At 71.6% G+C, this 21,191-nt stretch carries 22 protein-coding genes; 11 read left to right on the top strand and 11 right to left on the bottom strand.

Features of this window, described 5'->3' with window-relative positions:
- Window positions 1-15 precede the first annotated feature (15 nt).
- From ASH01_RS04385 to ASH01_RS04350, 8 genes are all read right to left on the bottom strand, one after another.
- A complete protein-coding gene (locus tag ASH01_RS04385; RefSeq protein WP_056771765.1) occupies window positions 16-900 on the bottom strand; it encodes a hypothetical protein in 885 nt (294 codons plus the stop codon).
- Window positions 897-1,400 (bottom strand): SigE family RNA polymerase sigma factor, encoded by a 504-nt coding sequence (locus ASH01_RS04380; protein WP_235508504.1) that lies wholly within the window; start codon window positions 1,398-1,400, stop codon window positions 897-899. Before ASH01_RS04380 ends, ASH01_RS04385 begins: the two co-directional genes overlap by 4 nt.
- Window positions 1,401-1,571: 171 nt before the next feature.
- Window positions 1,572-2,120 carry an NUDIX domain-containing protein gene (locus ASH01_RS04375; protein WP_056771761.1) on the bottom strand — a complete coding sequence of 183 codons (549 nt, stop codon included), beginning with the start codon at window positions 2,118-2,120 and terminating at the stop codon, window positions 1,572-1,574.
- Between the two features lie 105 nt (window positions 2,121-2,225).
- Window positions 2,226-2,705 (bottom strand): nitroreductase/quinone reductase family protein, encoded by a 480-nt coding sequence (locus ASH01_RS04370; protein ID WP_056771758.1) that lies wholly within the window; start codon window positions 2,703-2,705, stop codon window positions 2,226-2,228.
- Window positions 2,706-2,823: 118 nt separating this feature from the next.
- Window positions 2,824-3,432 carry a methylated-DNA--[protein]-cysteine S-methyltransferase gene (locus ASH01_RS04365; RefSeq protein ID WP_056771756.1) on the bottom strand — a complete coding sequence of 203 codons (609 nt, stop codon included), beginning with the start codon at window positions 3,430-3,432 and terminating at the stop codon, window positions 2,824-2,826.
- Window positions 3,425-3,925: an RNA polymerase sigma factor gene (locus ASH01_RS04360; RefSeq protein ID WP_056771755.1), complete on the bottom strand. Its 501-nt coding sequence runs from the start codon at window positions 3,923-3,925 to the stop codon at window positions 3,425-3,427. Before ASH01_RS04360 ends, ASH01_RS04365 begins: the two co-directional genes overlap by 8 nt.
- A gap of 105 nt (window positions 3,926-4,030) precedes the next feature.
- Window positions 4,031-4,543, bottom strand: a complete 513-nt coding sequence (locus ASH01_RS04355) for a methylated-DNA--[protein]-cysteine S-methyltransferase (protein WP_056771752.1) — start codon at window positions 4,541-4,543, stop codon at window positions 4,031-4,033.
- Window positions 4,540-5,571, bottom strand: a complete 1,032-nt coding sequence (locus tag ASH01_RS04350) for a cation diffusion facilitator family transporter (protein WP_200961747.1) — start codon at window positions 5,569-5,571, stop codon at window positions 4,540-4,542. Before ASH01_RS04350 ends, ASH01_RS04355 begins: the two co-directional genes overlap by 4 nt.
- Before the next feature lie 135 nt (window positions 5,572-5,706).
- On the opposite strand from ASH01_RS04350, the gene ASH01_RS04345 reads away from it, so the two are divergent.
- Window positions 5,707-5,901 (top strand): CsbD family protein, encoded by a 195-nt coding sequence (locus ASH01_RS04345; protein ID WP_056771749.1) that lies wholly within the window; start codon window positions 5,707-5,709, stop codon window positions 5,899-5,901.
- Between the two features lie 191 nt (window positions 5,902-6,092).
- Window positions 6,093-8,498, top strand: a complete 2,406-nt coding sequence (locus ASH01_RS04340) for a phosphoketolase family protein (RefSeq protein ID WP_056771746.1) — start codon at window positions 6,093-6,095, stop codon at window positions 8,496-8,498.
- 63 nt (window positions 8,499-8,561) lie between these two features.
- Here the strand turns inward: ASH01_RS04340 and ASH01_RS04335 are convergent, their stop codons facing one another.
- Genes ASH01_RS04335 through ASH01_RS23315 form a run of 3 tightly spaced genes read right to left on the bottom strand, consistent with a single transcriptional unit; the run spans window position 8,562 to window position 11,765 of the window.
- Window positions 8,562-9,350: a DeoR/GlpR family DNA-binding transcription regulator gene (locus ASH01_RS04335; RefSeq protein ID WP_056772691.1), complete on the bottom strand. Its 789-nt coding sequence runs from the start codon at window positions 9,348-9,350 to the stop codon at window positions 8,562-8,564.
- 10 nt (window positions 9,351-9,360) lie between these two features.
- Window positions 9,361-10,368, bottom strand: a complete 1,008-nt coding sequence (gene pdxA / locus ASH01_RS23320; protein WP_056771742.1) for a 4-hydroxythreonine-4-phosphate dehydrogenase PdxA — start codon at window positions 10,366-10,368, stop codon at window positions 9,361-9,363.
- Window positions 10,365-11,765: a four-carbon acid sugar kinase family protein gene (locus ASH01_RS23315; protein WP_056771739.1), complete on the bottom strand. Its 1,401-nt coding sequence runs from the start codon at window positions 11,763-11,765 to the stop codon at window positions 10,365-10,367. Before ASH01_RS23315 ends, pdxA begins: the two co-directional genes overlap by 4 nt.
- Window positions 11,766-12,013: 248 nt before the next feature.
- On the opposite strand from ASH01_RS23315, the gene ASH01_RS04320 reads away from it, so the two are divergent.
- From ASH01_RS04320 to ASH01_RS04280, 9 genes are read left to right on the top strand one after another with little or no spacing between them, the layout of a single operon-like run.
- Window positions 12,014-13,642: an ABC transporter substrate-binding protein gene (locus ASH01_RS04320; protein ID WP_056771736.1), complete on the top strand. Its 1,629-nt coding sequence runs from the start codon at window positions 12,014-12,016 to the stop codon at window positions 13,640-13,642.
- A 28-nt stretch (window positions 13,643-13,670) separates the two neighbouring features.
- Window positions 13,671-14,603 (top strand): ABC transporter permease, encoded by a 933-nt coding sequence (locus ASH01_RS04315; RefSeq protein WP_056771735.1) that lies wholly within the window; start codon window positions 13,671-13,673, stop codon window positions 14,601-14,603.
- Entirely contained in the window at window positions 14,600-15,553 is a 954-nt protein-coding gene (locus ASH01_RS04310; protein WP_056771732.1) for an ABC transporter permease, read from the top strand. The genes ASH01_RS04315 and ASH01_RS04310 overlap by 4 nt, the downstream gene beginning before the upstream one ends.
- The gene (locus tag ASH01_RS04305; protein WP_056771729.1) at window positions 15,550-16,389 is read left to right on the top strand and encodes an ABC transporter ATP-binding protein; all 840 of its coding nucleotides are present in this window, start codon (window positions 15,550-15,552) and stop codon (window positions 16,387-16,389) included. Before ASH01_RS04310 ends, ASH01_RS04305 begins: the two co-directional genes overlap by 4 nt.
- A complete protein-coding gene (locus tag ASH01_RS04300; RefSeq protein ID WP_082619386.1) occupies window positions 16,382-17,230 on the top strand; it encodes an ATP-binding cassette domain-containing protein in 849 nt (282 codons plus the stop codon). The genes ASH01_RS04305 and ASH01_RS04300 overlap by 8 nt, the downstream gene beginning before the upstream one ends.
- Window positions 17,227-18,219 (top strand): aldo/keto reductase, encoded by a 993-nt coding sequence (locus ASH01_RS04295; RefSeq protein ID WP_056771726.1) that lies wholly within the window; start codon window positions 17,227-17,229, stop codon window positions 18,217-18,219. The genes ASH01_RS04300 and ASH01_RS04295 overlap by 4 nt, the downstream gene beginning before the upstream one ends.
- Window positions 18,216-19,019, top strand: coding sequence for an HpcH/HpaI aldolase family protein (locus ASH01_RS04290; RefSeq protein ID WP_235508502.1), 804 nt, complete (start codon window positions 18,216-18,218; stop codon window positions 19,017-19,019). The genes ASH01_RS04295 and ASH01_RS04290 overlap by 4 nt, the downstream gene beginning before the upstream one ends.
- The gene (locus ASH01_RS04285) at window positions 19,016-20,257 is read left to right on the top strand and encodes a sialidase family protein (protein ID WP_056771719.1); all 1,242 of its coding nucleotides are present in this window, start codon (window positions 19,016-19,018) and stop codon (window positions 20,255-20,257) included. Before ASH01_RS04290 ends, ASH01_RS04285 begins: the two co-directional genes overlap by 4 nt.
- A complete protein-coding gene (locus ASH01_RS04280) occupies window positions 20,254-20,997 on the top strand; it encodes an SDR family NAD(P)-dependent oxidoreductase (protein ID WP_082619385.1) in 744 nt (247 codons plus the stop codon). The genes ASH01_RS04285 and ASH01_RS04280 overlap by 4 nt, the downstream gene beginning before the upstream one ends.
- The last annotated feature ends 194 nt before the right edge of the window (window positions 20,998-21,191 follow it).

Below are 21,191 nucleotides of genomic sequence, written 5' to 3'. Positions count from 1 at the left end.
CCGACGCCGCGCCTGCTACTGCTGCAGGGGCGGCAGCGTGCTCCCGTCGGGGGACTTGCCCGGGGGCGTCTGGGTCGCCGGGACGACCCGGACGATGTCGCCATACTGCTGCGCGATGAGGCCGGCCGAGGAGCCCTCGTCGGCCATCACGAGCACCCGGTCGGTGCGGGCGTCCTGGGTGACGGCGATGATCTCGATCCCCTTGGAACGCCAGAGCATTCGCTGGTCGACGATCTCCTTGGCGACCTTCTCCTTCTCGGCCAGGGTGTGCTTCATGACGACGAACTCCACATCGGTCGGTGACGGCATCGCGGCGGTTACGAAGGCCTCGAGCTCCGCGTCGTGCCGGGTGACGACGACGGCCACGCGGGCACCGGCGGCGTCGGCGGCATACGCCCCCGAGAAGACGTCGGGCCAGCGCGCGGCCACGGTGGGTTCGACGGCGGTGAAGGCGTTCGTCTGCCGCGTCGAGAGGGTGCCGAACCAGCGCGTGGTGTCGCGGGCGGGCGGCGCCGACGGCACGAGGTCGACGGCCGTCGGAGGCAGGCTGCCGCTGAGGGTCCCGGGTCCGCGAGCGCCGTTGTCGGCACCGGCGCTCCCGGTCGCGTCCTTCATGACCTCGGGCGCCGAGCCCGCGCTCGCGGTGCTCGCCGACCCGCCGCCCTGGCTGAGTGCCATCCACGAGCCGCCGACGGCACCGACGACGACGAGTGCGGCAGCGGCGCCGAGGAGCGTCGAGCGCCGGCGTGAGGTGCGCGCCCGTCCGCGCATCAGGGCGCGCTGGGCGAAGAGGTCGTCGCGGGGTGGTTCGAGGTCGTTCATCGTGGACAGCGCCTTTCGCAGCTGCAGCTCGCCTTCCTCCGGCGCAGCGCGGGGTCCGCTCGTGGTGTCGTCGCTCATGGAAACGCTCCCGCCCCGGTCAGTGGTGGTTCGGCGAGCCGGTCGCGCAGGGCGGCGAGCCCGCGCGAGATCTGGCTCTTGATGGTGCCCTCGGCCACGCCCGTGCACTCGGCGATCTGGGGCACCGTGAGGTCCTCCCAGAAGCGGAGGACGAGGACGGCACGCTGCTTCTCGGGGAGGTCGCGCAGCAGGTCGGTGAGGGTCATCGCGAGCTCGCGGTCGTGGTCGGTCGTCTCCGGCTCGGGCGCCTCGTCGGTGAGGACCTCGCGCCGCCGTTTGCGCTGGTCGTTGAGGTAGAGGTTCATCATCGTGCGTCTCGTGTAGGCGGTCTCGGCCCCCGTGGCGATGCGAGGCCAGGCGACGTAGACCCGCGCCAGGGCCTCCTGGACGAGCTCGTCGCCGTCGGCCCAGTTGCCGCAGAGCAGGTAGGCGCGTCGGCGCAGCATCGTCTGCCGCTCCTCCACGAAGCTGCGGAACGCCGCCTCGTCCCTCCGTCTCATGTGCTCCCGCCGGTCCCGGTCGTCATGGGTGGTGCCGATCGTCTGGCTGTCAGTGTCGTACACCCCCTAGACACAGGGGCACGGCGAACCGTTGCACTCGGGTCTCGATCCACCGCGATGGCGTATGCCGGGTGGCCCGGTCGTCGGGGCGTCGCGGGCTCGCGGGAGGGTTCAGGAGACCCGCCCGAGGGCGACGAGCGCGAGCATGAGCGCGGCGATCGTCTCGCCGTCGGTGATCGCGCCGTCCCGGACGAGACCGATGACCTCGCGGACCGGGACGCGCCGGACGTCGCGGATGCCCTCCTCGGCGCGGGCCGCGCTGGCGGGGGCGCCGGGGACCCGCGCGAGCCCGGTGGCGAGGTAGACGACCTCGGGCGCGCGGCACACGCCGTTGAGGGCGTTCATCGTGCCGATCTCCCTCCAGTCTCGGGCCGCGAGCCCGGTCTCCTCGGCGAGCTCCCGCCGGGCGGCCACGAGCGGGTCCTCACCGTCGGTGCCGCCGGCGGGCACCTCGACGGAGGTGCCGACGGTGTGCCGGTCGACCGTGACGAGGACGACCTCGTCGGCCTCGGTGAGGGCGACGACGAAGACGGCGGGGCGTTGCAGCTCGACGACCCCGTAGATGCCGTCGGTGCCGTCGGGCCGGGTCACGGCGTCCTCCCGGACCCGGATCCACGGGTTCTCGTAGACGACCGTCGTCGCTCGCACGGGCCAGCTCACGACGGGTCTCCGAGGCGCATGCCCCGATCGTGCCACCCGTTCCCCTCGAGTGAGCGCCCCGTCCCACTCGAGTGAGCGCCCCGTCCCGGCGGGTGGGGTCGAGCCTCAGTCGAGGAGCGTGATGAGCACGATGGCGCGGCCCGCCGTGCCCGCGCGCACCTCGTCGAGCGTCGGGGGCCGGTCGACGTTGACCTTGAGGGCGACGCGGTTGGCACGCTTGGGTCCGAGCTCCTTGAGGAGCCGGTCGAAGATCTCCGCCACACGGTCGGGGTCCTCCTCGAGGACCGCGTGCGCACGGCGTCGACGCCCGTCGATCGTCACCTCGAGGTCGGCCCCGCCGCGCAGGTTGGCGCGCCAGGCGCCGCCCCCGTAGGTCATCAGCTGCCCGTCGAGCTCGTGGCGGCCGACGGGGACGTCGTAGACGCGGCCAGAACGCCGTCCGGTCACGTGCAGCACGAGCAGGCCCTTGCTCGCGATGCCGTGCAGCGGAGACGACAGGAGCCCACGCAGCACCGGGTTGACGATCTTGACCATCGCGGCGGGGGCCAGGGCCTCCTCGACCGCGGGCTTCGTCGGGTCGGTCACGGCCTCAGCATGACACCGCGGACGCCGACTCCGAGGCCGATCGCCGAACCCGCCCCCAACCCACTCGAGTGAGCGCCCCGTCCCACTCGAGTGAGCGCCCGGTCACGGCAGACGCAGGTCAGGCGGCGTGCTCGAGGGCGAGGAGGCGCTCCTTCGTCTGGAGACCGCCCAGGTAGCCGCCGAGGGACCCGTCCGACCGGAGGACGCGGTGACACGGAACCACGATGGGCAACGGGTTCGTCGCGCACGCCGACCCCACGGCCCGCACGGCCCGTGGGCTGCCGGACGCCACGGCGACCTCGCCGTAGCTCTCGGTCGAGCCGTACGGGATCTCGCTCAGGTGCCGGAGCACGGTGAGCCGGAAGCCGCGTGCCAGCCGCAGGTCGAGCGGGACGTCGAAGCCCTGCCGTCGTCCCGTGAAGTAGTCGTCGAGCTCGCGCGCCAGCGGATCGAGTCGGTCGCCGCCGCGGAGGATCCGCGAGCCGACCGACGACCCGAGCGACTCGAGGACCCGGTCGTGGTCCTCGATCTCGAAGGCCACGCGTACGACCCCGAGCTCTGTCGCGGCGAGCAGGAGCGATCCGACGGGCGAGTCGACGAGGCGGTAGGTCACGTCGACGGCGGACTCCGCAGAGGCGCGGTCGACGAGGGCTGCGTGGAGGACGGTGAGGCGCTCGGCCTCCCCGGAGGCGGCCTCCGTGAGGAGCTGGATCGGGTTGTCAGACATGGGTGCTCACCCTTCCGTCGGTGGCGTAGGTGGACCGGAGCCGCGCGATGCCGTCGGCTGCCGCGCGGCGCGCTGCCGCGGGCGTGCCACCGACGATGCGGGCGACCTCGGGGTGGGGCAGGCCCGCGACGTGGTGGTAGGCCACGCAGAGGCGCTGCTTCTCGGGGAGTGCGGCGACCGCCGTCCAGAGGTCCCCGTCGGGCATGGCCTCCTCCGGCTGGTCGACGCGTGGGGCCGTGGTGTCGGGCACCGCCGCGACCGGGACCGCGTGACGGGCGCCCGCTCGGGCGACGTCGACGGCCTTGCGGTGCGCGATGGTGACGAGCCACGCCCGGACGTTCGCGTCGTCGGGGAGGTCGGGCCACGCGCGCAGGGCCGAGAGGAAGGTCTCGGACCACGCGTCGTCGGCCTCGATCGGGCCGAGCACGGCGCGGCAGACGCGCAGCACGACGGCCCCGTGCTCGGTGACGGCCTGCTCGAACGGTCGCTTCATGCCCTGTAGACGCTCCGGCCCGCGGAAGTGTGAGGTCCCAGTGTGACGGACGGGGCGGCCCGCTCACTCGAGTGGGGCGGGGCGCTCACTCGAGTGGGGGAGGGGTCAGAAGAGGCGGCCGGAGTCGGCGGCGGGGGGTTCCTCGAGCGCGAGGAGGAAGCGCTTGCGACCCAGCCCGCCGGCATACCCCACGAGGGAGCCGTCGGCGCCGATGACGCGGTGGCACGGCACGACGACGGCGATCGGGTTGCGTCCGTTGGCCGTGCCGACGGCCTGGGCGAGGTTGCGGTCGCCGAGCGCCCGCGCGAGGTCGCCGTAGCTGCGCGTCTCGCCGTAGGGGATCTCGCGCAGCAGCGCCCACACCTTCTGGTGGAAGACGTCGCCGCGCGGGGCGAGCGGCAGGTCGAACTCGGTCAGGGCACCGGTGAAGTACGCGGCGAGCTGCACCGCGGCCGCCGCGAAGGGCTCGTCGGCCGGGTCACCGGCCTCGCCGAGGACATCGGGGTCGTCAGGGCGGTACTTCTCGGCGTTCATGAGCAGGTGCGTGATGGCGCCGTCCTCGGCGACGACGGTCAGCTCGCCGATGGGCGAGGGGAGGACGACGTGCGCACGGCTCATGCCTGCTCGTCGCCTCGCGTCGCCGCCCCGTGGGACGCGACGATGTCGTCGTGGGTCGGGATGGGGAACTCGGCCGCGTAGTCGCCGTAGGCACGCGGGTCCTCAGAGGGCTCGAGGTGGCAGGTCAGGGCGATCTCGCCGAACTCGCGGTGGACGGCCTCCTCGACCTCCTCCATGAGGTCGTGCCCCTGCTGCACCGTCCACGCGCCGGGCACGAGCACGTGCACCTCGGCGAAGCGGTGGTGGCCCGAGACGCGGGTGCGCAGCGCGTGGAAGTGGACCTCGCGCGTGACGAACCGGGCGAGGATCTCGGCGATCGCGCTGTTGTCCTCCTTGGGCATCGAGATGTCCATGAGGCCCTCGGTGGACTCACGGATGAGCTTCCAGCCGGTCCAGATGATGTTGATGCCGACGAGGAACGCGATGACCGGGTCGAGACGTGCGATCCCCGTGAGGGCGACGAGCACGACACCGATGACGACCCCGGCGGACGTCCACACGTCGGTCATGAGGTGCTTGCCGTCGGCCGTCAGCGTCAGCGAGCGGTAGCGGCGCCCGGCGCGCAGCAGCACGACGGCCACCGCGCCGTTGACCGCCGAGGCGACGACCGAGATGGCGAGGCCGATGCCGACGTTCTCGATCGGCTGCGGGTGCAGGAAGCGCTCGACCGCGGTGTACATGATGACGAGCGCGGCGACGAAGATCATCATCCCCTCGACCGCCGCCGAGAAGTACTCGGCCTTGGTGTGGCCGAAGTGGTGGTTCTTGTCGGCCGGCATCGCGGCGACCTTGAGCGCGATGAGCACGGCGATGGCGGCGACGAGGTTGACGACCGACTCGGCCGCGTCGGACAGCAGGCCCACCGAGCCGGTGATCCGCCACGCGATCACCTTGAGCGTGATGGTGACGATCGCGGCCGCGATGGAGAGGTAGGCGAACCGGCTCAGGTCGCGGGTCTGGGGCGCGCGACCGGACGGCGTGGACGCTTCGGGCTGGTCCGCCGCGGGACTCGGGTTCGCTGACACCACCCCAGTGTCGCAAAAGGTGCCGACGCCCTGTGACGTGCGACGCCCCGCTGGACGTCGGTGGTCCGGATCTGGTGGCGATCGACGGCGACCGGGTAGGGGGAGAGGTATCTGATCTACGGCGAAAGGAGCCCTGACATGGGTACCGAAGACAAGGCCAAGAACATGGGTGAAGACCTGAAGGGCAAGGCCAAGGAAGCCACCGGAAAGGTCACCGACAACGAGCGACTCGAGGCCGAAGGCAAGACTGATCAGGCCTCGGCGGACCTCAAGCAGCGGGGCGAGCAGCTCAAGGACGCGGGCGAAGACGTCAAGGACGCCTTCAACCGCTGACCTTCCGGAGCGGGGTGGGCCGGTCCCGACGGGGGCCGGCCCACTGCTCTGTCCGGCCGCGCCGGTCGACGAGGGCGTATGCCGTCCCGCCCGGTCGCGCGGTCGCGGGACCTTCGACCCCTTGTCAGCAGGGCGCCCGTCGGTGAGGCTCGTGGGGACGCACGATCGCCGACCCCTCGAGAGGCCCTGCCGTGACGACGAGCCAGACCCCCACGACCGCCACCGTGCCGGCCCCGACCGTCGACGAGATCGCGTCGATGGACGCGTGGTGGCGGGCCAACAACTACCTGACGATCGGGCAGATCTACCTCCAGGACAACGCGCTCCTGCGTCGGCCGCTCGTGCCGGACGACATCAAGCCACGCCTGCTCGGACACTGGGGCACGAGCCCCGGGCTGTCCTTCGTCTACGCGCACCTCTCGCGCATCATCCGGCACACGGGTCAGCAGGCGATCTACCTCACCGGCCCCGGCCACGGTGGTCCCGCGCTCGTCGCGGCCGGCTACCTCGAGGGCACGTACTCCGAGATCTACCCCAAGGTGACGTGCGACGAGGACGGCGTGCGCCGCCTCTTCCGCCAGTTCTCGGCGCCCGGCGGCATCCCGAGCCACGTCTCCGTCACGACGCCGGGCTCGATCCACGAGGGTGGTGAGCTCGGCTACGTCCTCGTCCACGCCTTCGGTGCCGTCATGGACAACCCCGACCTGCTGGCGCTCGCCGTCGTCGGTGACGGGGAGGCCGAGACGGGCCCGCTCGAGGGCTCCTGGAAGGGCATCTCGTTCCTCAACCCGCGGCGCGACGGTGCGGTGCTGCCGGTCCTGCACCTCAACGGCTACAAGATCGCCGGGCCGACGGTGCTCGGCCGCAAGGACCCGGCCGAGGTGCGCAGCCTCCTCGAGGGGCACGGCTACGACGTGCTCGAGGTCGAGGGTGACGACGTGCCGGGCATGCACGAGCGCTTCGCGGAGACGCTGGCGACGGCGTACGGCCGGATCCGCGCCATCCAGCAGGACGCACGGGCGGACGGCTGGACGATGGGGGAGCGGCCTCGGTGGCCACTCATCGTGCTGCGCACGCCGAAGGGGTGGACCGGGCCGGAGGAGGTCGACGGCATCCCGGTCACGGGCTCGTGGCGCTCGCACCAGGTGCCGCTCTCGGGTGTCAAGGACAACCCCGAGCACCTCGCGGTCCTCGAGACGTGGCTGCGCTCCTATCGGCCCGAGGAGCTCTTCGACGAGTCGGGCAGGCCGACCGACGTTGTGCTGCAGACCAACCCGGAGGGCGACCTGCGGATGAGCGCCTCCCCGCACGCGAACGGCGGGGTCCTCACCACCGAGCTCGACATCCCCGACTTCCGCGACTTCGCACGGGACGTGCCCTCGCCGGCGGCGGCCCGGGAGGAGTCGACGCGGGCCCTCGGCGAGCTGATGCGCGAGCTCTACGTGCGCAACCCGACGACGTTCCGGCTCTTCAGCCCCGACGAGACGAACAGCAACCGGGTGGGCGCCGTCTTCGACGTGTCCGACCGGATGACGGCCGAGCGGGTGCTCGAGCAGGACGAGAAGCTCTCGCACGACGGGCGGGTCATGGAGGTGCTCTCGGAGCACTCGTGCCACGGTTGGCTCGAGGGCTACACGCTGACCGGCCGGCACGGGCTCTTCGCGACGTACGAGGCCTTCGCGATGGTGAGCGCCTCGATGACGGTGCAGCACAGCAAGTGGCTGCAGGAGGCCAACAAGCTCGACTGGCGGGCCAAGGTGCCGAGCCTCAACATCCTCCTGACGTCCACGGCGTGGCGCAACGACCACAACGGCTTCTCGCACCAGGGCCCCGGCCTCATCCAGACGGTGCTCAACGCGCGCGGCGAGGTGTCGCGGATCTACCTCCCGCCGGACGCGAACTGCCTTCTCTCGGTGGCCGATCACTGCTTCCGGTCGAAGAACTACGTCAACCTCGTCGTCATCGACAAGCAGCCGCAGCCGCAGTGGCTGACGATGGACGAGGCCGTCGCCCACTGCGCGGCCGGGGCGGGCATCTGGGACTGGGCCGGCACCGACGACGGCGACCGCGACCCCGACGTCGTGCTCGCCTGCGCGGGCGACGTCGTGACGATGGAGGTCGTCGCCGCGGCCCAGATCCTCAAGGAGAAGCTGCCCCAGCTGCGCGTGCGCGTCGTCAACGTCGTCGACCTCATGACCCTGCCGCGCGTGCGCAGCCACCCGCACGGCATGGACGACGTGCGCTTCGGTGAGCTCTTCACCGACCACGTCGACGTCGTGTTCGCCTTCCACGGCTACCACGGCGCCATCCACCAGCTCGTCCACGGGCGGCCCGACGCCGACCGCTTCCACGTGCGCGGCTTCAGCGAGGAGGGCACGACGACGACGCCGTTCGACATGGTGGTGCGCAACGGCGTCGACCGCTACTCCCTCGTCATGGATGCCATCAACAACGCCGGTCGCCAGGTGCGTGGGTCGAGCGAGGTCAAGGCCTGGTGCCAGGCCGAGCTCGACAGGCACCACGAGTACATCGTCGAGCACCTCGAGGACATGCCAGAGGTGCGTGACTGGGTCATGACGACGGTCGTCGAGGACTGACCGCCCGCCACGACCCCAGAGGGCGTATGCCGCCCACCCGGCTGGGCGGCATACGTGGCCTCGTCAGTCGCGTCGGGGTGCGATGACGACCTCGATGCCGTTGTCGCGGAAGGCTCGCAACGCCACGGGATCGGCGGACTGATCGGTGACGAGGGTCCACGTGCGGGGCATGACGGCCCACGCGTGGAACGGTGACTGGCCGAGCTTGTCGGCGTGCGCGAGGACGTAGGTGTGCTCGGCGCGACCCATCATGAGCTCCTTGAGCCGGGTCTGCTCGAGGTCGGCCTCGCAGATGCCGCGCTCGGCGTGCACGCTGTCGGCGCCCATGAACGCGCGGTCGAAGGACAGTCGCTGCACGGCGGCCTCGGCGAGCGGTCCGACGAAGGCCTGGCTGAGCGGGCGCAGCCGGCCGCCGAGGGCGATGACGTCGATGCCGACGCTGTCGGCGAGCGTACCCATGGCGCTGATGCCGGCCGTGACGACGGTCAGCTCGGTCAGCTCGGGCGTCTTGGTGATGGCGTCGGCGAGCGCGCCCATCGTCGACCCGGCGTCGAGGAGCACCGTCTCGCCGGGCTCGATCTGGTCGGCGGCCCAGCGGGCGATGTCGCGCTTCGCCGCGTGCGCCTCCCCGAGACGCTGGCGCAGCGAGGCCTCGGGATGGTGGGCCAGGCTCATCACACCGCCGTAGGTGCGGGCCAGCTTGCCCTGGGCGGTCAGCTTGGCGAGGTCGCGCCGGATCGTCGACGCGGTGACGCCGAGCTGGTCGGAGAGCTCCTCCACGCTCGCGAGCCCACTGGTGGTGGCGAGGCGGACGATCTCGCCCCGACGCGTCTGTGCGGTGTGCTTCGCCACGCTGGGCACCTTAGGCGTCCACGGGCCGTGGCGCCATCTCCGCGCCGAGGCGCAGCGCCTCGATCATCGAGCGGTGGTCGGCGATGCCGGTGCCGGCGATGTCGAAGGCCGTGCCGTGGTCGACCGACGTGCGGATGACGGGCAGACCGATCGTCACGTTGACGCCCGCCTCGAGGCCGAGCACCTTGACCGGCCCGTGGCCCTGGTCGTGGTACATCGCGACGACGAGGTCGTAGTCGCCGCGACCGGCGAGGAAGAAGAGCGTGTCGGCCGGTAGGGCGCCGTGCACGTCGATGCCGTCGGCGCGGCAGACCTCCACGGCGGGGTCGATCTTCTCGGCCTCCTCGCCGTAGCCGAAGAGGCCGTTCTCGCCGGCGTGCGGATTGATGCCGCAGACGCCGATCTTCGGGGTCGGGTTGCCGGCGTCGACGAGGGCCTGGTGGCCCCGACGGATGACGCGCTCGACGAGACCGGGCTCGATGCGGTTGACGGCATCGATGAGGCCGATGTGGGTCGTCACGTGGATGACCTTGACCCTCTCGGTCGAGAGCATCATCGAGACCTCGGGCGTGCCGGTGAGGTGGGCGAGCAGCTCGGTGTGGCCGGGGAAGACGTGGCCGCCGGCGTGCAGCGCCTCCTTGTTGAGCGGCGCGGTGCAGATGGCCTGGACCTTGCCGGCCATCGCGAGCTCGGACGCGACGCGGATGTAGTGGTAGGCGGCGTCGCCGGCGACGGCCGACAGCTGCCCGAAGGGGAGGTCCGCCGGCAGCAGCGCGAGGTCGATGACGTTGATGCGCCCGGGGATCTCGCTCGCCTCCTCGACGTCGTCGATGGTGACGATGTCGACGGGGACGCCGGCGATGTCGGCGGCCTGCTTGAGACGCAGCGCGTCACCGACGACGACGACGCGCGCCATCGTCGCCACGTGCGGGTCGGCCAAGGCCTTGACGATGATCTCGGGGCCGATGCCGGCGCCGTCTCCCATGGTCACGGCGATGCGGGGAAGGGCGACGCTCATGAGTTCTCCTCGGTGGTCGCGCCGGGGGTGGCGCGGGGTGCGGTGGTGGTCGATGAGGTGCGGTGGTGCGGGGCCTGCGGCGGCACGGTGGTGGGCCCCAGCAGGTGCTCGACGACGCGGACGAGCGAGGTCGGGTCGCCGAAGCTGCCCGGGCGCGTGACGACGAGCCGCCCACCGGGGCGCCGGCTCACGACGGTGCCGGTCTCGACCTCGGCGACGACGTCGAGAGCGGGCACGTCGAGGCGGTCGAGGACGGCGCGGGCGGTCTCACCGCCGGAGAGGAACGCCGCGTCGAAGTGGTCGAGCACGGGCGAGACCGCGGCGGCGAGGGACTCGGTCAGGGCACGCGACCGGCTCGGGTCGGCGGGGGCAGCGGGGTCGAGCGCCACCACGACGACGCCCTCACGGGCGCGCTCGGCGAGCTGGACGCATACGGCCCCCGGGTCGGCCAGGAGGCGGTCGGGCTGCAGCAGCACCGTGTGCGCGGAGCGCGCAGCCGAGAGCCGCTCGAGCTGGGCCGGGAGTCCCGGCGCGCGCGAGCCGAGCACGAAGAGCACCGCCGCACCGTCGCCCAGGGCTGGACGTTCGCCCTGGCGCAGTTCCAGGGCGGAGTCGGGGCTGTCGGTCGCTGGAAGTGCGCCATGGCGCGGTTCCCGGGGCAGGGCCCGCACGGCCGCGTCGGCCAGGGCTCCGGAGCCGACGAGCAGCGTGTCGGAGCCGAGGGCCGCGCTCGCCCTGACGGCGGCGGCGTGGACGACATCGAGGTCGGCGTCCGTCACGGCGTCGCAGACCGCGACGAAGCCGGTGCGGGTGGCCTCGTCGAGGGCCGCCGTGACCGCCTCGACGCCGCGCAGCACGGTGGTGTGCGGGACGAGCACGGTGGCCAGCGGGTGCAGGGCCGCGGCCACCCGGTCCGGCGCCGGGGTCGGCTCGACGGCCCAGAGGTCGGTGTGGTGCAGCGGCGTGCCGCCGACGTGGAGCACGCCGTCGACGACGACGCGCTCGAGCGCGGGGTTGGCGACGGCCACGACCGGTGTGCGCTGCAGCTCCTCGGCGAGGGCGGCGACCTCCGCGGCGACGTGTCCCCGGAGCAGCGAGTCGACCTTCTTGACGACGACCGGTGCCGTCGTGACGAGGGCTGCGGCTGCGCGAACCGCGCGCACGGCCTCCGCGTGGGGGAGACGGCGCGAGTCGGTGTCGACGGTGAGGACGGCGAGTGGGTCGTCTGCTCCGCCCGGGGTGCGCACGTCGGGTCGGAGACCGGAGGCGGGTGCGATGGGCGACGACGAGGCCGAGAGAACGACTGTACTGCGCGAAACGCGCATGAGAGCGTGGGATGCGCACTCTGCGGCGCCGCTCAGATCATCGGCGACGATGCCCAGGGCGAGTGCCTTCACGTTCTCCTCCTCACGGTGTTTCCTGTGCGTTTCGTGCTGTGCGACAAGGAGATTGGCGACCCTGCCGATGGGGATGAAGGGTGCCGCGGCGTGCTCCGGGAGCGCACCGGACGGCATACGAACAACCGTCCCTTCACAAAAAACGCTACAGGTATTGCGCGAATCGCGCAATGGTGCGAAGGTGGTCCAACCCGAGGGGCGCAGCGTGCGCCGCCGACGGGGAGGCCACCGCTCAACGAGGAGTCCCGATGCCCCAGCAGCCCGCTCTGCTTCCCACGTCTGACCAGCCGACGCGGGAGGTCTCGCGTCGCTCGATCCTCAAGCTCGCCTCGCTGGCCGGCGCCGGAGCGCTCTTCGCTCCCGCGCTCGCCGCCTGCGCCGGGCCCAAGTCCGCCACCACCGCGAGCACTGCCGGGGCAGGGGCTGCGGGGGGCACACTGAGCATCGTGCTCAACCGCAACCTGGTCAGCCTCGACAACAAGCTGAACCAGTACGACGCGGCCGTCACCGTGCAGCGCGCCGTGCGTGAGGCCCTGACGAAGATCGGCGACAAGCTGACCCCCGAGCTCGTCCTCGCCGAGTCGTTCGAGCAGACCAAGCCCACCGAGTGGACGGTCAAGCTGCGCAACGACATCCACTACTCCGACAAGTCGAAGGTCACGGTCGAGGACGTCGAGACCGCGCTCAGGCTCTACTTCGAGGTCAAGGCCGGCTACGTCGCCTCGCAGTTCCCCGAGCAGCCGACCTTCACCAAGGTCGACGACACGACCTTCACCCTGACGACCAAGAGCCCCGTCGTCTCGCTCAACTCGCTGATGTCCAACATCCTCATCACGCCGGCCAAGGACAACAAGGCCGAGGAGCTCGGCACCGGCCTCGGCACCGGACCGTTCACCATCGCGAGTGCCGACTCCGGCACCGGCACCTACCGCCTCGTGCGCAACGACAACTACTGGGGCACGCCGGCCAAGCTCGAGACGGTCAACGTCGGCTACCAGGAGGAGGAGGGCGCGCGCGTCATCGCCATCACCTCCGGCCAGACCGACGTCATCGACACCATCACGCCCGAGTCCGCGACGTCGCTCAAGACGAACGCCGACATCGACGTCATCGAGACCCCGGGCACGCGCCTGATCCACCTCTTCTACAACTTCCGCAAGCCGGCCGGCAGCCCGCTCGCCAACCCCAAGGTGCGCGAGGCGCTCACCTACGCCGTCGACCACGAGTCGCTCATCAAGGCGCTCATGAACGGCCAGGTCAACTCGGCCGAGGGTGTCGTCCCGACGACCCTCGCGGGCTTCGCGAAGACCGGTGAATACACGTACGACCCTGCCAAGGCCAAGCAGATGCTCGCCGACAACGGCGCGTCCGGGCTCAAGGTGCGGATCATCTGGGAGGACTCCGAGTTCGCCGGTGCCTCGCGCGTGCTCGAGGCCATCTCGCAGATGTTCGCGGCCGTCGGCGTCACCGCCGAGCTGAAGATGATCCCCAAGGGCGGCGAGATCAACGCCTGGCGTCGCGGCGAGGCCGGTGACTGGGACATCCTCGCCAACGGCTACGGCAACCAGACCGGGCTCGCGCTGACCAACCTGCAGGGCCAGTACGGCGGCACGGCGGAGAAGGAGAAGACGCGCGACACCTACCACGGCTTCGTCGTCCCCGAGATCACCGCCCTGCTCGACCAGGCCGCCGCCGAGAGCGACGAGGCCAAGCGCAACGACCTGCTCAAGCAGGCCCAGGAGAAGATCTGGGCGCAGTGGCCCGCCGTGTGGGCCTGGACGCCGAACAACGTCCTCGCCAAGCGCAAGCGCGTCCAGAACCTCAACCTCCGGGCGACGAACTCCTACGACCTCGCCGCCGTGACCGTCTCCGGCTGATCCCAGCCGACCAGACCAAGGTGATCCCATGCTCACGTACGTCCTCAAACGAGTCGGCCAGACGGTCCTGACGGCCTTCCTGGCCGTGGCGACCGTGTTCGTCCTGCTCCGCATGGCCCCGGGCGACCCCGCGGCCAACTATGCGCCGCCGAACCCCAGCTCGGAACAGCTCGAGGCGATCCGCCAGCAGTTCGGGCTCGACCAGCCGATCCCCGTGCAGTTCTGGACGTTCCTGCAACACCTGTTCCAGGGCGACGTCGGCACGTCGTTCTTCTTCAAGCGCCCCGCGCTCGACGTCGTCCTGGAACGCCTGCCCTACACGATCACCCTCGCGGTCGCGGCGATCGTCGTCACGTCGGTCGTCGCGATCCCGTTGGGGGTGTGGATGGCGCGCCGCAACAACACGGCTCCCGAGCTGGGGGCCAACATCGGCACCATCGCCGGTCAGTCGATGCCGGACTTCTGGATCGGTTTCGTGCTGCTCATCCTCTTCGCCGTGAACCTCCACTGGTTCGCACCGTCGGGGTTCGACTCGGCCGCCTCGATCATCCTGCCGACCCTCACGATCGCGATCCTCCAGATCGCGCTCATCTCCCGGCTCGTGCGCCGGGAGATGGTCGTCAACCTCGCGTCGCCCTACCTGACCGTCGCCCGGTCCCGCGGCGTGTCCGAGCGTGCGCTGACCTGGCGCTACGCCTTCGCCAACGCCGCCCTGCCGGTCGTGACCGCGCTGGGCACCCGCTTCGCGGCGATGCTCAACGGCGTCGTCATCGTGGAGGTCGTCTTCAACTGGCCGGGCGTCGGCGAGCTCGTCGTCAACGCGCTCAAGCAGCGCGACTTCCCGCTGATCCAGGCGACCGTCCTCGTCACCGTGCTGCTGGCGCTCGCCGTGCAGCTGCTTGTGGACCTGCTCTACCCGCTCATGGACCCGCGGGTCCGACTCGGAGAGGCCAGCTCATGACCACCTCGACGAACCTGCCCGGCCACCCGCAGGTGCCGAACCTCGCCGAGGTCCCCGGCTCCATCCTCGGCCGCGAGTCGGCCGTGACGAAGGTGCTGCTGCGCCGGTCGGCGGCGGCCCGCCGGGCCCGCTACAGCACCGTGAAGATCTGGGTCGGGGCGATCTGCGCCGGTGTCGTCGTCATCCCCGTGGTCCTGGCCAACGTCCTCCCGCTGCCCGACCCGATCGTCGGTCGGCTGAGCGAGTCGTCGCTGCCACCGTTCAGCGCGGGCCACCTGCTCGGCACCGACCCCAACGGACGCGACCTCCTCTCGCGCATCCTCCACGGCGGCCAGACCTCCCTCGTCATCGGCTTCCTCGCGATCTTCGTCTCGGGGCTCTTCGGCATCGTCGCCGGCGCCGCGGCCGGCTACTTCGGCGGCTGGGTCGACACGATCATCTCGCGACTGCTCGAGGCGCAGATGGCACTGCCGCTGCTGCTCATGCTGCTCCTCGTCGTCGCGCTCTTCGGCCCGTCGATCCCCGTCATCACGCTCGTCATCGCCTTCGCCCAGTGGCCCGAGCCGGCGCGCATCACCCGCGCCCTCGTGCTCGTCGAGCGGGAGAAGCCGTACGTCGCGGCCGCGCGGGTGCTCGGGCTGCCGAAGCTCTCGATCCTCAGCCGGCACGTCGTCCCCAACATCCTCCAGCAGGTGCTCGTCGTCGTGCTCCTGCTGCTCGCCCAGGCCGTGCTGCTCGAGAGCGCCCTGTCGTTCCTCGGAGCGGGCGTCCAGCGGCCGTACCCCACGTGGGGCGGCATCATCTCCGACGGACGCGAGCTCTTCGTCACCGGCAAGCCCTGGCTCGTCACCGTGCCCGGCGTGGCCATCGCGCTCCTCGTCGTCGGCGTCAACCTCGTCGGAGACGGCCTGCGCGACCGGGTGCGCCGCGCGAAGGGAGACCAGACATGAGAGTCCTCGAGGTCACGGACCTGCAGGTCGAGCTGCTGACCGGGACGAGCGTCGTGCGCGCCGTCGACGGCGTCACTTTCTACATCGACCAGGGCGAGACGGTGACGATCATCGGCGAGTCCGGCTCGGGCAAGTCGACGACGGCGATGGCGATCCTGCGCCTGCTGCCCGACGACCTCGCGGTCATCTCGGGCGAGGCCCGCATCGGCGGCCAGGACGTCACGGGCAGCCGGAAGGTCATCGACAAGCTCCGTGGCCGGGCCGTGGCGCTCATCCCGCAGGACCCCATGACGGCCCTCAACCCGATCCGCACCATCGGCCGGCAGATGACCGAAGCCGTCCGGATCAAGTATCCCGACCTCGGCCGGGCGGAGGCGAAGGCGCGGGCCCTGTCGCTCATGGAGCAGGTGCACATCCGCAACCCCGCCAAGCAGTTCGACGCCTACCCGCACCAGCTCTCGGGCGGCATGCTCCAGCGCGTCCTCATCGCGATGGCGGTCTCGACCGACGCCGACCTCATCGTCGCCGACGAGCCGACGAGCGCGCTCGACGTCACGGTGCAGGCGGGCATCCTCGACCTGCTCCTCGAGCTGCAGGAGCAGACGGGCATCGCGCTGCTGCTCATCACCCACGACCTCGGCGTGGCGAGGCTCATGAGCGACCGCGTCCACGTCATGAAGGCAGGCGCCTTCGTCGAGGGCGGCCCGGTGACCGACGTCGTCGACCACCCCCAGCACCCCTACACCCAGAAGCTGCTCGGAGCGATCCCCGAGCTCGGCCCCTGGGAGGACCCGGGCGCCAGCGAGCCGCTCGTCAAGGAGGCCAGCCATGGCTGAGGACCTGCTCACCGTCAGCAACCTCGTCGTCGAGTACGGCACCGGCAAGGACGTCTTCCGCGCCGTCGACGACGTGTCCTTCAGCGTCCCGCGCGGCGGCACCCTCGCCATCGTGGGGGAGTCCGGCTGCGGCAAGTCGACGATCGCCAAGGCGCTCGTCCGGCTGCTGACGCCGACCTCCGGTGTCATCGACCTCGACGGCACCGACCTCGCCCGGCTCTCCGAGAAGCAGCTGCGCCCGATCCGCCACCGGGTGCAGATGGTCTTCCAGGACCCGTACGGCTCGCTCGACCCCCACCTGACGGCGCAGGAGATCGTCGCCGAGCCGATCCGGGTGCGCGGGGAGAAGTCGCGCAAGGCCCAGCGCGACAAGGCGGCCGCCCTCATCGAGCGGGTCGGACTGCCGCGCACGGCCCTCGAACGCAAGCCCCCCGAGTTCTCCGGCGGGCAGCGCCAGCGCATCGGCATCGCCCGGGCGCTCGCGTCCGGTCCGGAGCTGCTCGTCTGCGACGAGGCGACGAGTGCGCTCGACGTCTCCGTCCAGGCACAGGTCCTCGAGCTGCTCGCCGACATCCAGGCCGAGACGGGCCTGACCTACCTCTTCATCTCGCACAACCTCGGCGTCGTCCGTGCCATCTCGCAGGACACGGTCGTCATGCGCGCCGGCCGGATCGTCGAGAGCGGGCGCACCGACGACCTCCTCTCGCGGCCGCAGGAGGAGTACACCCAGCGCCTGCGCCGCTCCGCGCTCGAGCCGGGGCTCATGACCGGCATCAAGCCGCGTCACCTCATCCGCCACATCGCCGCCTCCCGCACGGCCGAGACCGAGAAGGCCTCATGACGACCGCAGCCCTCCCGACCACCGACCTGCCGGGTCTCGACCGACCGCTGTCGCGACTCGTCCTCGGGACCATGACGTTCGGCGACACCGTCGACGTCGACACGGCCCGCACCATGGTCGACACCGCGCTCGACGCCGGCATCACCTCGATCGACACCGCCAACGGGTATGCCGCCGGGCGCAGTGAGGAGATGCTCGCCGAGATCCTCGTCGGCCGGCGTGACGCCGCGACGATCGCGACCAAGGCCGGCATCTACCCCGGCGACGCGGGTGACGCCCCGCTCCTCTCGGCCGCAGGCCTGCGGGCCTCGCTCGAGGCCAGCCTGCGCCGGCTGCGCACCGACCACGTCGACGTCTACTACCTCCACCAGCCCGACCGCTCGGTGCCGATCGACGAGACCGTCGCTGCCCTGGGCGAGTTCGTCAAGGAGGGCACGGTCCGCGCGATCGGTGTCTCGAACTTCTCGGCCTGGCAGATCGGCGACGTCTTCGCGGCGTGCGACGCCCTCGGCACGCCACGACCGATCCTGGCCCAGCAGCTCTACAACCTCGTCGCCCGTCGCATCGAGGCGGAGTACTCCGAGTTCGCGACGAGCAAGGGCCTGGCGACCATCGTCTACAACCCGCTCGGCGGCGGCCTGCTCACCGGTCGCCACTCCTTCACCGAGTCGCCGGGCGAGGGGCGCTTCGGCTCGTCGGCACTCGCGGCGATGTACAAGGACCGCTACTGGAACGCCGAGACGTTCGCGGTCATCGAGGCCCTCGGCGCCATCGCGTCGGAGGCCGGCATCACCCTCCCCGAGCTGTCGCTGCGCTGGCTGCTGAGCAAGCCGGTCGTGACGTCGGTGCTGCTCGGGGGATCCAAACCACACCAGTTGGAGGCCAACATCACTGCTGCACAAGCCGGTCCGCTCCCCGACGACGTCATCACCGCGTGCGACGAGGCGGGCCTGGCGATCGCCGGGTCCATGCCGGGGTACAACCGATGAGCGGCGGGGGCACCGCGATGGAACGCAGCCGCGAGCGGGTGCTCGACTACGCCCGGCGGGTCCGGGCCCGCGAGACGATCCTCGGCTACTGGGTCATCATCGACTCCCCGGCGTCGACGGAGCGGCTCGCCCGTCTCGGCTACGACTACGTCTGCTTCGACGCCCAGCACGGTCTGCTCGACTACAAGGGCATCCTCGCCGGCATGACGGCGATCGATGCGGGCGGCGAGTCCGTCGGCATGGTCCGGGTCGGCGCCAACGACCCCTTCCTCATCGGGCAGGCCCTCGACTCAGGCGCAGCCGGCATCATCGTGCCCCTCGTCAACACGGCCGAGGACGCGGCCCGCGCGGTGTCGTTCGCGAAGTACCCGCCGCTGGGCATCCGCTCCTACGGCCCGATGCGGTCGCAGCTGCGGATCGGCCCGAACCCCGCAGACTCCAACGCGGCGACCGTCGTGCTCGCCATGATCGAGACGCCCCAGGGCCTCGAGAACGTCGAGGCCATCGCGGCGACACCGGGGATCGACGGGCTCTACATCGGGCCCTCCGACCTGCGCATCGCCGTGGGTGGGGCGACGTCGACCGACCCCGCCGTCGACGAGGCCTTCGAGGCCGCTGTCGACCGGATCCTAAGCGCTGCCAAGGCTGCCGGCATCGCCGCCGGCTTCCACACGCCGAGCGGTGAGGTCGCCGCCAAGCGCCTCGGCCAGGGCTTCACCCTCGCCACCGTCTCGTCCGACCTCATCCACCTCGAGCAGGCCGCGACGGCCCACCTCAAGGCGGCGCGGGGAGAGTCGTGAGCGTCTCCAGTGCGTCCGCCGAGGTGCTCCCGACCGACGGCGTGCTGCGCCCGCGCGACGGAGGCGGCCACACGGCATACCTCCCCACCCCGACGGTGCAGTGCCACGCCGCCAACCTCGCGTGGCTGCCGAACGGCGACCTCGCGTGCGTGTGGTTCGGCGGCACCCAGGAGGGCGTCAGCGACATCACCGCCTACCTCAGTCGTATGCCATCCGGCGCGGACACCTGGCTCCCGCCGGTGCCGCTGAGCGACGACCCGACGCGGTCGGAGCAGAACCCGGTCCTGTTCACGGCGCCCGACGGGGACGTCTGGCTGCTCTACACTGCGCAGCTCGCCGGGAACCAGGACACGTCGGAGGTGCGCCGCCGCGTGTCGCGCGACGGCGGGGACACGTGGGAGGAGCCGACGGTGCTGCTCCCGGCGACCGAGGCCGGTGGGGTCTTCGTGCGCCAACCGCCCGTCGTGATCTCCGGCGGCCGCATCCTGCTGCCCGTCTTCAACTGCGTCACCGTGCCCGGCGAGAAGTGGGTCGGCAACGAGGACACGGCGACCGTGTGGTGGAGCGACGACGGTGGCGCGAGCTGGTCCGAGGCTCCGGTGCCCGGCTCGCTCGGCTGCGTGCACATGAACATCGTTCAGCGACAAGATGGTTCGCTCTGGGCCTGCTTCCGGAGCCGCTGGGCCGACCATGTGTGGGAGACGACGTCGACCGACGCAGGTCTGACGTGGGCCGAGCCGACCCCGACCGCGCTGCCCAACAACAACTCCTCGATCCAGGCCGTCGCCGTCGGTGGCGGCGAGGTCGCGCTCGTCTTCAACCGGAGCTCGGCGCTCGACGCCACCGAACGCCGGGTGTCCCTCTATGACGAGATCGACGACGAGGGTGTCGTCGACGGACTCGACGGTCCGGTCGTCGCGGAGCCGGCGCCCGAGGCGGCCGAGGCCGCAGGTCGACGGACGGCGTTCTGGGGGGCACCGAGGGCGCCCATGACGCTGGGCCTCAGTCCCGACGACGGGCGCAGCTGGCCCGTGCAGGTGGACCTCGAGACCGGCGACGGCTACTGCATGTCCAACAACTCACGTGACGGGCTCAACCGCGAGCTGTCCTATCCCTCGGTGCTGCCGGGCCCGGACGGTGACCTGCACGTGGCCTACACCTACCACCGGCGTGCCATCAAGCACGTGCACCTGCCCGCCGACGTCGTCGACCGCCTCCGCCGGGGCCCATCCCGGTGACAGCGCCGACGCGGCCCGAGCCGGCCGCCACCCCACCCGACGGGTGCGCGACACGCACCGCGGTCGTCACGGGGGCCAGCTCGGGCATCGGTCTCGCCATCGCCCACGACCTCGTCGGTGCCGGGTGGCACGTCCTCGGGCTCAGCCGCTCGCGCGGTGCGCTGTCGGACGCCGCCACGTGGGTGCCGTGCGACCTGGCCGACGTGATCTCGGCCGACGAGGCCGTGCGCGCGGTGCGTGGGACCGCGATCGGCGGCGTGGACGCCATCGTCCACGCCGCCGGTCTGCAGTACTCCGCCGGCGTCGGCGACCTGCGGCCCGAGCAGGGAGAGCGCATGTGGGCCGTGCACGTGCGCGGCGCCGAGCTCGTCGTGGGCGGGCTCATCGGCGTCCTCGGCGACGGGGGCCGGGTCGTCCTCGTCGGCAGCCGCACCATGACAGGGGTCCCCGGCAAGAGCCAGTACGCCGCGACGAAGGCCGCCCTCGCGGCCATGGCGCGTGCCTGGGCGTCGGAGCTCGCCCCGCGACGGATCACCGTCAACGTCGTCGCGCCGGGGCCGACGCGGACGGCGATGCTCGGCGACCCCAACCGGGCGTCGGTGCCACCCGTCGTGCCGCCCCTCGGCCGGCTCGTCGAGCCGTCGGAGGTCGCGGCCCTGACCCGCTTCCTGCTCGAGCCGACCGGCGCGATGGTGACGGGTCAGACCATCGTCATGTGCGGGGGCGCGTCCCTGCCGTGAGCCGCGCCGGCGCGTGGGGCGGACGTCCGCGGGTCGCGCACGCGTGCACGTTCCCCGCAGGGGTGCGCGCTGCAACCCGCACCACCGAGGTGAGGGCGCACTCCTGGGGAGAGGCCGCACTCGCCGCGCGTCCGCAGATCGCGCGCCCCGGGCATATGCCGCGTGGCTGGGTCCGGCTGGTGGGTCCGGCCGGG

Origin of the sequence: Terrabacter sp. Soil811, assembly GCF_001429655.1 — a bacterium.
GTDB lineage: Bacteria > Actinomycetota > Actinomycetes > Actinomycetales > Dermatophilaceae > Terrabacter.
Note: the sequence above shows the minus strand (reverse complement) of the source record. Positions and strands in the feature narration are given on the sequence as shown.

Excerpts from the sequence above, each read along its gene's own strand:
- ASH01_RS04290 (WP_235508502.1), top strand. The coding sequence starts at position 18,216 with ATGAGCGGCGGGGGCACCGCGATGGAACGCAGCCGCGAGCGGGTGCTC.
- ASH01_RS04385 (WP_056771765.1), bottom strand. The coding sequence starts at position 900 with ATGAGCGACGACACCACGAGCGGACCCCGCGCTGCGCCGGAGGAAGGC.
- ASH01_RS04295 (WP_056771726.1), top strand. The coding sequence starts at position 17,227 with ATGACGACCGCAGCCCTCCCGACCACCGACCTGCCGGGTCTCGACCGA.
- ASH01_RS04380 (WP_235508504.1), bottom strand. The coding sequence starts at position 1,400 with ATGAGACGGAGGGACGAGGCGGCGTTCCGCAGCTTCGTGGAGGAGCGG.
- ASH01_RS04355 (WP_056771752.1), bottom strand. The coding sequence starts at position 4,543 with ATGAGCCGTGCGCACGTCGTCCTCCCCTCGCCCATCGGCGAGCTGACC.
- ASH01_RS04310 (WP_056771732.1), top strand. The coding sequence starts at position 14,600 with ATGACCACCTCGACGAACCTGCCCGGCCACCCGCAGGTGCCGAACCTC.
- ASH01_RS04360 (WP_056771755.1), bottom strand. The coding sequence starts at position 3,925 with ATGAAGCGACCGTTCGAGCAGGCCGTCACCGAGCACGGGGCCGTCGTG.
- ASH01_RS04305 (WP_056771729.1), top strand. The coding sequence starts at position 15,550 with ATGAGAGTCCTCGAGGTCACGGACCTGCAGGTCGAGCTGCTGACCGGG.
- ASH01_RS04320 (WP_056771736.1), top strand. The coding sequence starts at position 12,014 with ATGCCCCAGCAGCCCGCTCTGCTTCCCACGTCTGACCAGCCGACGCGG.
- ASH01_RS04300 (WP_082619386.1), top strand. The coding sequence starts at position 16,382 with ATGGCTGAGGACCTGCTCACCGTCAGCAACCTCGTCGTCGAGTACGGC.
- ASH01_RS04365 (WP_056771756.1), bottom strand. The coding sequence starts at position 3,432 with ATGTCTGACAACCCGATCCAGCTCCTCACGGAGGCCGCCTCCGGGGAG.
- pdxA (WP_056771742.1), bottom strand. The coding sequence starts at position 10,368 with ATGAGCGTCGCCCTTCCCCGCATCGCCGTGACCATGGGAGACGGCGCC.
- ASH01_RS04315 (WP_056771735.1), top strand. The coding sequence starts at position 13,671 with ATGCTCACGTACGTCCTCAAACGAGTCGGCCAGACGGTCCTGACGGCC.
- ASH01_RS04345 (WP_056771749.1), top strand. The coding sequence starts at position 5,707 with ATGGGTACCGAAGACAAGGCCAAGAACATGGGTGAAGACCTGAAGGGC.